This is a genomic window from Arthrobacter sp. B0427-1-12, assembly GCF_059092905.1.
In genome coordinates this window covers 1-8,270 of record NZ_JBNHIC010000090.1, presented here as the reverse complement: position 1 = coordinate 8,270, position 8,270 = coordinate 1, and the positions used below count along the sequence as shown (strand labels likewise).

8 protein-coding genes and 1 pseudogene are annotated in these 8,270 nt (G+C 66.6%); 3 read left to right on the top strand and 6 right to left on the bottom strand.

Features of this window, described 5'->3' with window-relative positions; translation table 11 throughout:
• Positions 1-467: 467 nt before the first annotated feature.
• Positions 468-2,069 (top strand): multicopper oxidase family protein, encoded by a 1,602-nt coding sequence (locus tag AC5RWU_RS22980; RefSeq protein WP_493986490.1) that lies wholly within the window; start codon positions 468-470, stop codon positions 2,067-2,069.
• Between the two features lie 335 nt (positions 2,070-2,404).
• Here AC5RWU_RS22980 and AC5RWU_RS22975 read toward each other — a convergent pair whose 3' ends face one another.
• The 5 genes and pseudogenes from AC5RWU_RS22975 to AC5RWU_RS22955 form a co-directional block, all read right to left on the bottom strand.
• Positions 2,405-2,818 carry a histone-like nucleoid-structuring protein Lsr2 gene (locus AC5RWU_RS22975; RefSeq protein WP_493986489.1) on the bottom strand — a complete coding sequence of 138 codons (414 nt, stop codon included), beginning with the start codon at positions 2,816-2,818 and terminating at the stop codon, positions 2,405-2,407.
• Positions 2,819-3,155: 337 nt separating this feature from the next.
• A complete protein-coding gene (locus tag AC5RWU_RS22970; RefSeq protein ID WP_493986488.1) occupies positions 3,156-3,314 on the bottom strand; it encodes a ParB family protein in 159 nt (52 codons plus the stop codon).
• A 99-nt stretch (positions 3,315-3,413) separates the two neighbouring features.
• Complete coding sequence (locus AC5RWU_RS22965; protein ID WP_493986487.1) at positions 3,414-3,599, bottom strand: hypothetical protein; 186 nt, start codon at positions 3,597-3,599, stop codon at positions 3,414-3,416.
• Between the two features lie 175 nt (positions 3,600-3,774).
• Positions 3,775-4,140 (bottom strand): response regulator transcription factor, encoded by a 366-nt coding sequence (locus AC5RWU_RS22960; protein ID WP_493986486.1) that lies wholly within the window; start codon positions 4,138-4,140, stop codon positions 3,775-3,777.
• Positions 4,141-4,325: 185 nt separating this feature from the next.
• Positions 4,326-4,913, bottom strand: a pseudogene (locus AC5RWU_RS22955) (cation diffusion facilitator family transporter); the annotation flags it as partial.
• A gap of 245 nt (positions 4,914-5,158) precedes the next feature.
• On the opposite strand from AC5RWU_RS22955, the gene AC5RWU_RS22950 reads away from it, so the two are divergent.
• A complete protein-coding gene (locus AC5RWU_RS22950; RefSeq protein ID WP_493986485.1) occupies positions 5,159-5,818 on the top strand; it encodes a response regulator in 660 nt (219 codons plus the stop codon).
• A 62-nt stretch (positions 5,819-5,880) separates the two neighbouring features.
• Positions 5,881-6,099 carry a hypothetical protein gene (locus tag AC5RWU_RS22945; protein WP_493986484.1) on the top strand — a complete coding sequence of 73 codons (219 nt, stop codon included), beginning with the start codon at positions 5,881-5,883 and terminating at the stop codon, positions 6,097-6,099.
• A gap of 168 nt (positions 6,100-6,267) precedes the next feature.
• Here AC5RWU_RS22945 and AC5RWU_RS22940 read toward each other — a convergent pair whose 3' ends face one another.
• Positions 6,268-7,860: a multicopper oxidase family protein gene (locus tag AC5RWU_RS22940; RefSeq protein ID WP_493986483.1), complete on the bottom strand. Its 1,593-nt coding sequence runs from the start codon at positions 7,858-7,860 to the stop codon at positions 6,268-6,270.
• Between the last annotated feature and the right edge of the window lie 410 nt (positions 7,861-8,270).

Below are 8,270 nucleotides of genomic sequence, written 5' to 3'. Positions count from 1 at the left end.
CCCAGCCGTGATTCCTTCTTCTTAGCGTCGGAAGTTTAATTCCATCACCCCGGCACCCAGCAGAAAAACACCCACATGGGGGGTCGGCCACCCCCAAATCAGGGGGTGCCCTCCGGATCCCAACCGGCACGCGGACCACAGCCCGGGGATAATTCCGGCGTGTGCCGGCCCACCCCGTCCCCGGACGCCGATAACAGCGCATCTTCCGTTGCCGGTCGGGATCAACCGGTGCCCTGCAGGTCCGCTGCCGTCCCGGCCTGAAGCTGCGGACGGCGGAACCGGCGTCCGGATGCCCGCGGCAGGGGCATGGCGGCGACACGCCGGTACGCAGTGGGATGAAACGATATGTCGTTGCTCCCGCCCAGCGGCGGGAGTACAAGGGACAACGTAGGGGCCAAAACCGGGACTGTGGACGTGACTGGGCCTCACGTTCACCGATTCCCTGATGTGCCCTTAGGGATGATCAAATGTCTGTTACCCGTCGCGACGTGCTCACGTTCGGCGCACTCGGGGCCCTGGGCGCGGCAGGTCTTGCCGTGCCGCTGTCCTCGATCGCCGCGGAATCGGCCAGCGACCTGGCCCCGTCCAAAATGCCCAGGCCGTTCGAGGCCGCGTTCCGGATACCGCCGGTGCTGCAGCCGGTCAAAACCGATACGGACCCGGCGGACGGGCTGCCCGTCAACCACTATGTGATCACCGAACGGGCGGGCCTGGAGAACTTTCTGCCCGGCATGAGCACCACGGTCCTTGGCTACGAGGGGATCTTCCCGGGCCCGACGATCAGCATCGACCGGGGCACGCATGCGGTGGTCACCATGCGCAACCAGCTGCCCTCGACCCACCCGTTCCGCGGCACACCGACGGCCACCTCGACCCACCTGCACGGCATGGCCTCGCTGCCGCAGTTTGACGGCTACGCGTCCGACACCACCCTGCCCGGGTTCCGGAAGGACTACCACTACCCGAACCTGCAGGCGGCCGCCTCATTCTGGTACCACGACCACGGGGTGCACTTCACGGCCCAGAATGTCTATTCCGGGCTGGCCGGCATGTACATCCTGCATGACCCGGCCGAGCGGGAACTGCTGCCCCAGGGCGAATTCGACGTTCCCCTGATCATCAACGACATCATGTTCACCGCCGACGGGCAGGCCGCCTACAACGACCACTCGCACTCGGGCCTGTGGGGCGATGTGATCATGGCCAACGGCCGGCCCTGGCCGCTGATGCAGGTCAAACGCCGCGTCTACCGCTTCCGCTGCCTCAACGCCTCCATCGCCCGCTCCATCCGCCCCACCCTGAGCACCGGCGAACCCCTGGTCATCGTGGCCACCGACAACGGCCTGATGGGCCGGCCCCAGGCGGTAGACTCCTACCGGCACGCCAACTCCGAGCGCTACGAGTTCCTCATCGACTTCTCCAAATACCCGGCCGGCACCCGGGTTGAACTGCGCAACCTGTCGAATCCGCACAACATCGACTACGACCTCACCGACCGGATCATGGCCTTCGACGTCACCGACGAACCCTTCGACACCGCCGACTCCACCAACCGCATCCCCAACCTGCTCGAAGAACACCCCACCATGCGCCTGGAGCCGGAGCAGGCCGTGCGGACCAACCGCCTCCGCCTCGAACGCCAGGACGGTTCCTGGACCATCAACGGGGAAACCTGGCAGGACGTCATCGAGAGCAACTTCCAGCGCGTGGTCGCCACCCCCGACCTGGGCGACACCGAAATATGGGAGATCGAGAACAAATCCGGCGGCTGGTTCCACCCCCTGCACATCCACCTGATCGACTTCCGCATCCTGGCCCGCAACGGACAGCCCCCGTTCCCCTGGGAACTCGGGCCCAAGGACGTGGCCTACATCGGCGAAAATGAAACAGTCCGCCTGATCACCCACTACGCGAAAAACCGCGGCCGCTACATGGTCCACTGCCACAACCTGCCCCACGAGGACCACGACATGATGGTCCAGTTCCGCGTCGGCCTCAAGGACGGCGATCCGGACCCCAACGACCCCATTAAGGCCGCACCCCCGGTCTTCGACACCCCCGCCTCCTAGACCGGCGGCTGTTCCGGAACAGCCGCTGCGGCCAACGCATGCTGCCCGGTCGGCTGCTTCCGTACCGGAACCCAACGCTGCCGCGGTTCCCTTGCCTAGTCCTGGGCCCGCACGGAATACGGACCCTGGATCAACCAGGGCTGGAACTGGGTGGTGCACGAACGCAGCCGCCCGCCTGCCCTCCGACGCCGCAGTGCACAGGCTTGTCACGGTCGCCGTGATCGGATTACGCGCCCGAGCATAAGTCCAAGGAGGCTCTATCCCCGAAGCTGCCTCACGCCATCCCAAATGCCGATAACAGCGCATACGATGTCCGTCCCGCGGAACAAGACGGTTCACGCTGGAGGGCGGGAACCGTGCTCCGGGATCCGGCTCGGTCCGTGCTGTTGCTGGGTCTGTTCAGGCGGCAGCCGTTTGATAGTACGCCTGGGTAACCTGGCCGGAATGGGACCGGTGGCGGAAATACTGTAGCCGTTGGCCTGCGCCCACTGGCGGATTTCCCGGCCCCGGTCCCGCCCCGGACTGCCCGGACCCTTGGGACCAGTCCTCCTGGTACCGGTCCTCCTGTTTCGGGGAGTCTGCGTCCTGCGGCCGGCCCGGACGTAGGGGGCAAAGGCCTCGCGCAGGGCCGCCTCTTCGCCGGTCAGGCCGATGTCGTAGCGGGTGCCGTCAGCACCGAAGCGGACCGGCCGGTCGGCCGGGCGGCCGCTGAGGTCGGAGACGAGTTCAATCTGAACCCTGCGGGCCATGGGCAGTGACTCCTGATGCAAAAAGAAAAAGGACATAAAACAGGGGATCAGGCTGCTGTTGACCTGATCCCCCGCGGTTCCGGCAGGAACACATTGACCAAGAGTTCATCCCGCCACAGGCCCCTCACCAGGCAGATCGGTCTCCCCCGGCGGGGAGTCCCCAGAACCGGTGAGGGTGCGGGTTTGTCCAGTTGTTGGATTCCGAACGGCCGGTTAAATTCGATTGGTCATCTGGGCTTCCCCCAAGGTTCAGATGGAGCGATGCACGGGCCCCTTGCCCTCCTGAGTGGAGGACAAGGGGCCCGTTTGCTGTTGCCTGCTTGAACCGGCCGTCTGTTCAGTGCTGGTGTTCGGTGCGGTGCTGTTCCCCGGGAAGGCTGCGCCGTCCGGTACGTAGTGCCCTGGCGGCCACGGGGTCCCGTTTCTTGCCGCCGTTGTATTTGCGCTGCAGCCGGCGCACCTCCCGCAGCACGGCCGCCTCGATCAGGTCGGTCACGGCGGCCTAGCCTTCCGTGCCGCCGGCGGCCAGGAACGCGGCGCGGATCTGATCGGCATCCTCGATACGGAAGTAGGGGCGAAGGCGGGGCCTCGCGGATCAGGCTCCAGGATGAACCTGAGGTCTTGGTGCGGTGGCCGGTTCGATGGCCAGGAGGGTCACGTTGATGTTGCCGGCGGTGAGGCCGGTGCGGCTGATTCCTTCGGGGACCGCGGTTTGGAGGATGTGGGCGACGTCCAGGGCCGGGTGGGCCATGTCGGTGGCGATGTCGATGTCGGCACCCAACGATCACGTCCCGGATGATCACTGAGATGCCGTCCGGGCGTGGGTCACCGGAGGTTTTCTCACCCGGATGCAGGCTGTCCACGGTTGCCCCGCCCAGGCCCCTGAGGGCGTTTTTCAGGGTGAACGAATTCATGCACGAGCCGCTAACAGCACATACGACACAGGCCGGTTCAGTTCATGCCCAAGACCTCATGCCCAAGACCACTTCGGCTCTTCTGCGCAGTTCCCGGGGGCAGAAGGGTTTGGTCATGAAGTCATTGGCGCCCATCTCCTGCAAAGCCCCCACAGCTTCGGTGCTGACCAGAAGGATATAGGCGTCACTAAAGCGCCTGATCTCACGTGCCACCTCGTAGCCACCGATATCGGGCAGCCTCGGATCCAGGGTAATGAGCCGGGGCCGGTGGAAGCGGGCGGCTTCAACGCCGGCGGCACCGGTGCCGGCGCAGTGCACGGCTGCACCCGAGCACTGCAGGACCAAAGACAGCAGCTCTCTGATATCACTGTCCGGTTCAATGACCAGGGCGACCTTGGACTCATCCACCCCTGTCCTGCCTTCCGGGTCAACGCTTATACCGAACCGCCCGCACCAGGCGATTCTTCTGCACCGGCACCAATCTACTCCCGGGTGTCTATCTCAGGGGCGCCTTCCCAGTCGGGCGGGCGCGCCCCTGAGGCGTTTGAGGAAGCGGCGGCATGGACCCGTCCAGCGAGGGGCCGGTCCGTGTCCTACCCGGCCCGCCGTCCGCCCGGGGCGGGCGTGAGGGAAATATAGTCAACGCCCGGCAGCCCCTCGTGCAGTCCGGCCTCCAGCCGGCGCTGAAGGCGGTGGTATCCGTCGATGGTCATCGCCGGCTCCAGCACCAGGGTCGCGGCAACGTTCAGCCGGTGACCGTTCCAGCGCAGGCGCACATCCGGCAGTTCCTGCACGGCGCCGTCGGCCAGCAGGATCGCTTCGGCGCGGTCCACGAGGTCCGGATCCACGCCGTCCAGCAGCCTGCGGCCGATGTCCCGCGCCGTGCCCCAGAGCAGGACCACGATTGCGGCAGTGATGACCAGCCCGACGATCGGATCGGCCAACGGGAAGCCGAGCCACACCCCGATCACGCCCAGGACCACGGCCAGCGAGGTGAAACCGTCCGTCCGCGCGTGGATACCGTCGGCGACCAGGGCGGCCGAACCGATGCTGCGCCCGACCTTGATCCGGTACATGGCCACCAGTTCATTGCCGGCAAAGCCGATCAGCCCGGCCGCGAAGACCCAGCCCAGGTTCTGCAGCGGCTGCGGGTTCAGCAGCCGGTCCACGGACTGCCAGCCCCCCTGCCGCGGCCCGGGTGCCGGCGGTTCGCCGGACGGGGTCTGAGCTGGACCTTTAGGTGGCAGCCCCGCTGTTCCCCCGGCTTCCAGCTACTGCCCCGCAGGCGCGGGGTATGGCCAGGGGCCTGCATCTTTATGGTGTCGCTGCGACCTTGGGAAAAGGCTCGGGACCGCCGAAGATCGCGCATCGGCACTGGTAGTTTTCCTTTCCATGAGGTGTCGGGGGGACACAGGGGGGAACCACCATGACCGAAGACAATGCCGGCCCGCGTACCAGGGTGCTGGTCGTGGAAGACCATACGACCTTCGCCGAGCTGCTGACCGGGGCGCTGGACCGGGAGCCGGACCTGACCAGCATCGGGTACGCGACAACCGTGGCCGCCGGCGTTGCCCTGTTCCTGAAGTCACGGCCGGAGGTGGTGGTCATGGACTACCACCTGCCCGACGGCGACGGCCTGGACGCAGCCCAACAGATCCTGGCCCGGGCACCGGACACCCGGATCGTCATGCTCACCGCCTACCCCTCCGCCGACGCGCTGGAACGGGCCGCGACCCTGGGCGTGTGCGCGTTCCTGCCCAAGGACGGATCGCTGGCCACACTGCTGCAGACCCTGCGCCAGGCCACACCCGGGAACATGATCACCGATCCGGCGCTGCTGGCGCACCTGAGCGCTTTCCGGCAGCAGCAGGCCGCCGGCCCGCAGTTGACGCATCGGGAAATGGACGTGCTGCGCCTGATGGCCGCCGGCTCCGACGTGCGCACCAACGCCCGCAGACTGGGCATCTCCACCCAAACCTGCCGCGGCTACACCAAGTCCGTCCTGGCCAAACTCGGCGCCCACTCCCAGCTCGAAGCGGTCGTCACCGCCACCCGGCAGGGCCTGCTGCCCCCGCAACAGCCATGACACCCCGGCGGATCCTGTGCCGGAGCATCCCGAGAGCGAACACCCCTCATGGAAGGACCATCATGACCAACGTTCACCGCCTCAACCCGCCCATCCTGGATATCTCCGAGCTGCGTCCCGGCGACCGGATCGAGGCCCGGCGCAACGGTGCCACCCACTACTTCGGGCAGGTCGACCACACCGTGCCCGGGTACGGGATGGTGTGGATCATCGAAGGCGTGGGCGGCCAACCCAAACTGCTGTACCGGAACGAATACGAACTGCGGCGCAGCACCCGCTGATCCCCGGCGGGCACCGTACCGCTGCCGGCACCGGCCTGCCAGATGCCGTTTCACGCTGCCGGGCCCCGGCCGCCCAAAGTGGAGCACCCCGGGTCCGGCTGGGAATCCGGCCGGGCCTCAGCTCACGGTTCCGTCAACGGACGCGTACATGCCCGGGCTCCCCTGTGCCTACCCTTCGAGGCCTTCGAAGACCGGCGGTGCGGCGTGGATCGGATCGTTGGGGTCGGGTTCTCCTTCCTGCAGGCCGATACGGAACTGGCTCATCATGGAGTGGTCCTCGTGCGGAACGTTGTGGCAGTGCAGCATGTACCGGCCGTGGAAGGGGCCGAACCGGGTGATGATCCGCACGGTCTCGTTTTCGCCCAGGTAGACGACGTCCTTGGGCCCGTTCTCATAGGGGAACGGGGGTTGCCCGTTGCGGTCGAGGATTTTGAAGCTGACCAGGTGCAGGTGGATGGGGTGGAACCAGCCGCCGGACTTGTTTTCCAGTTCCCAGATTTCCACGTCGTTGAGCCCCGGGTTGGCGATGGCGTGCTGGAAGCCGCTGGCGATGACCTCCTTCCAGGTTTCCTGGTTGATGGTCCATTCCCCGCCGTGGCGCTGGAAGCGCAGGTGCCGGGTCCGCACCGCCTGGGCGGGCTGCAGGTCCATGACCGGGTGGGTGACCAGGGTTTCGGGGATCCGGTTGGCCCGGGTGTCAAAGGGCGCGTCGGTCACGTCGAAGGCCATGATCCGGTCGGTGAAGTCGTAGTCGATGTTGTTCTTGTTCGACAGGTTCCGCAGCTCGATGCGGGTACCGGGCCGGTACTTGGAGAAGTCGATGAGGAATTCGTAGCGTTCGGAGTTGGCGTGCCGGTAGGAGGCCACCGGCTGCGGTCTGGGCATCAGCCCGTCGTCGGTGGCCACCAGGACCAGCGGATCCCCGGTGCTCAGCGCGGGGCGGAAGGAGCGGGCGAGGGAGGTGTTCAGCAGCCGGAACCGGTAGATGCGACGTTTGACCTGCATGACCGGCCAAGGCTGGGCGTTGACCACGATGATGTCCCCCCACAGCCCGGAGTGGGATTCGTCATCGAAGATCAGCGACCCGTCGGAGTTGAGGATGATGTCCTTGACCGACAGCGGGACGTCGAACTCGCCCTGGGGCAGCAGTGCCCGTTCGGCCTCATCGTGCAGCTGGTACATGCCGTTCAGGCCCGAGTAGACGTTCTGGCCGGTGAAGTGGACCTGGTGGTCGTGGTACCACAGGGTCGCCGCCGGCTGCGGGTTATCGAAGTGGTAGTCCTTCCGGAAACCCGGCTCTGAGAGGTCGTTGGCGTAGCCGTCGAACTGCGGCAGCGACACCGACCCGTGCAGGTGCATGGTCGTCGCCGTGGGCGTGCCGAACTGCGGATGGACCGCCGGCAGCTGGTTACGCACCCTGAGCACCACATGGGTGCCGGTCTCGGTGTTGATCCGCGGGCCCGGAACAATGCCGTTATAGCCAAAAACCGGGGTAGGCAGGCCCGGGACCACGGGGGCCGAACTGAGCCGCTCGGTCACAACATACACCTCCATGGGTCTGCCATCCGCGTCCGTTCCGGTCCGCACCGGCGCCAGGACCGGCGGCACCCTAAACGCCGCCTGGAACGGTCTGGGCATCCGCGAGTCGCGCAGCTCGCTGGCGTCCTTGGCCCCCACGGTTGTGAACGGAACTCCTATACTCGCAGCGCCCAGGGCCCCAAGGCCCCCGTAAAACAGCACGCTGCGCCGGCTGATGGACATCAGCGGTCATCTCCCAGCAGATATTGTCACCGTTATGTCGGCCCCCGGGCCGTCTCCCGACCCTCCGGACCCTTCCTGATTGAACCTTTAACGCTAGGCGCCGCCTCTTGGGAAAACCTTGCGGACAGCCGCCCGTCGGCCGGGGATCGGCGCGGCTGCCGGTGAACGCCGTGACCGGACTGGAAGCCGGTCCGAGTCCAGGACCGGACCGGCTGCGCGCGGGATCGCCGGCGAGGAGGCCGGCCCGGTCATCTGTTTCTTTGAAGTCCGGAGCAGCGTTCCGTCCGGGAGCCGGGAGGCAGTTCCGACCCGGTCCCGGCGCGGGAAATCCGCACCCAACCGTCCGGACAGTAAAGTATCTGGCGGCCCTGCCGTTCCCCCTGCGGCGGGCAGCTTGATCGAAAGGACTT

Coding starts and splice junctions, on each gene's coding strand:
- AC5RWU_RS22950 (WP_493986485.1), top strand. CDS start 5,159: ATGACCGAAGACAATGCCGGCCCGCGTACCAGGGTGCTGGTCGTGGAA.
- AC5RWU_RS22940 (WP_493986483.1), bottom strand. CDS start 7,860: ATGTCCATCAGCCGGCGCAGCGTGCTGTTTTACGGGGGCCTTGGGGCC.
- AC5RWU_RS22945 (WP_493986484.1), top strand. CDS start 5,881: ATGACCAACGTTCACCGCCTCAACCCGCCCATCCTGGATATCTCCGAG.
- AC5RWU_RS22980 (WP_493986490.1), top strand. CDS start 468: ATGTCTGTTACCCGTCGCGACGTGCTCACGTTCGGCGCACTCGGGGCC.
- AC5RWU_RS22975 (WP_493986489.1), bottom strand. CDS start 2,818: ATGGCCCGCAGGGTTCAGATTGAACTCGTCTCCGACCTCAGCGGCCGC.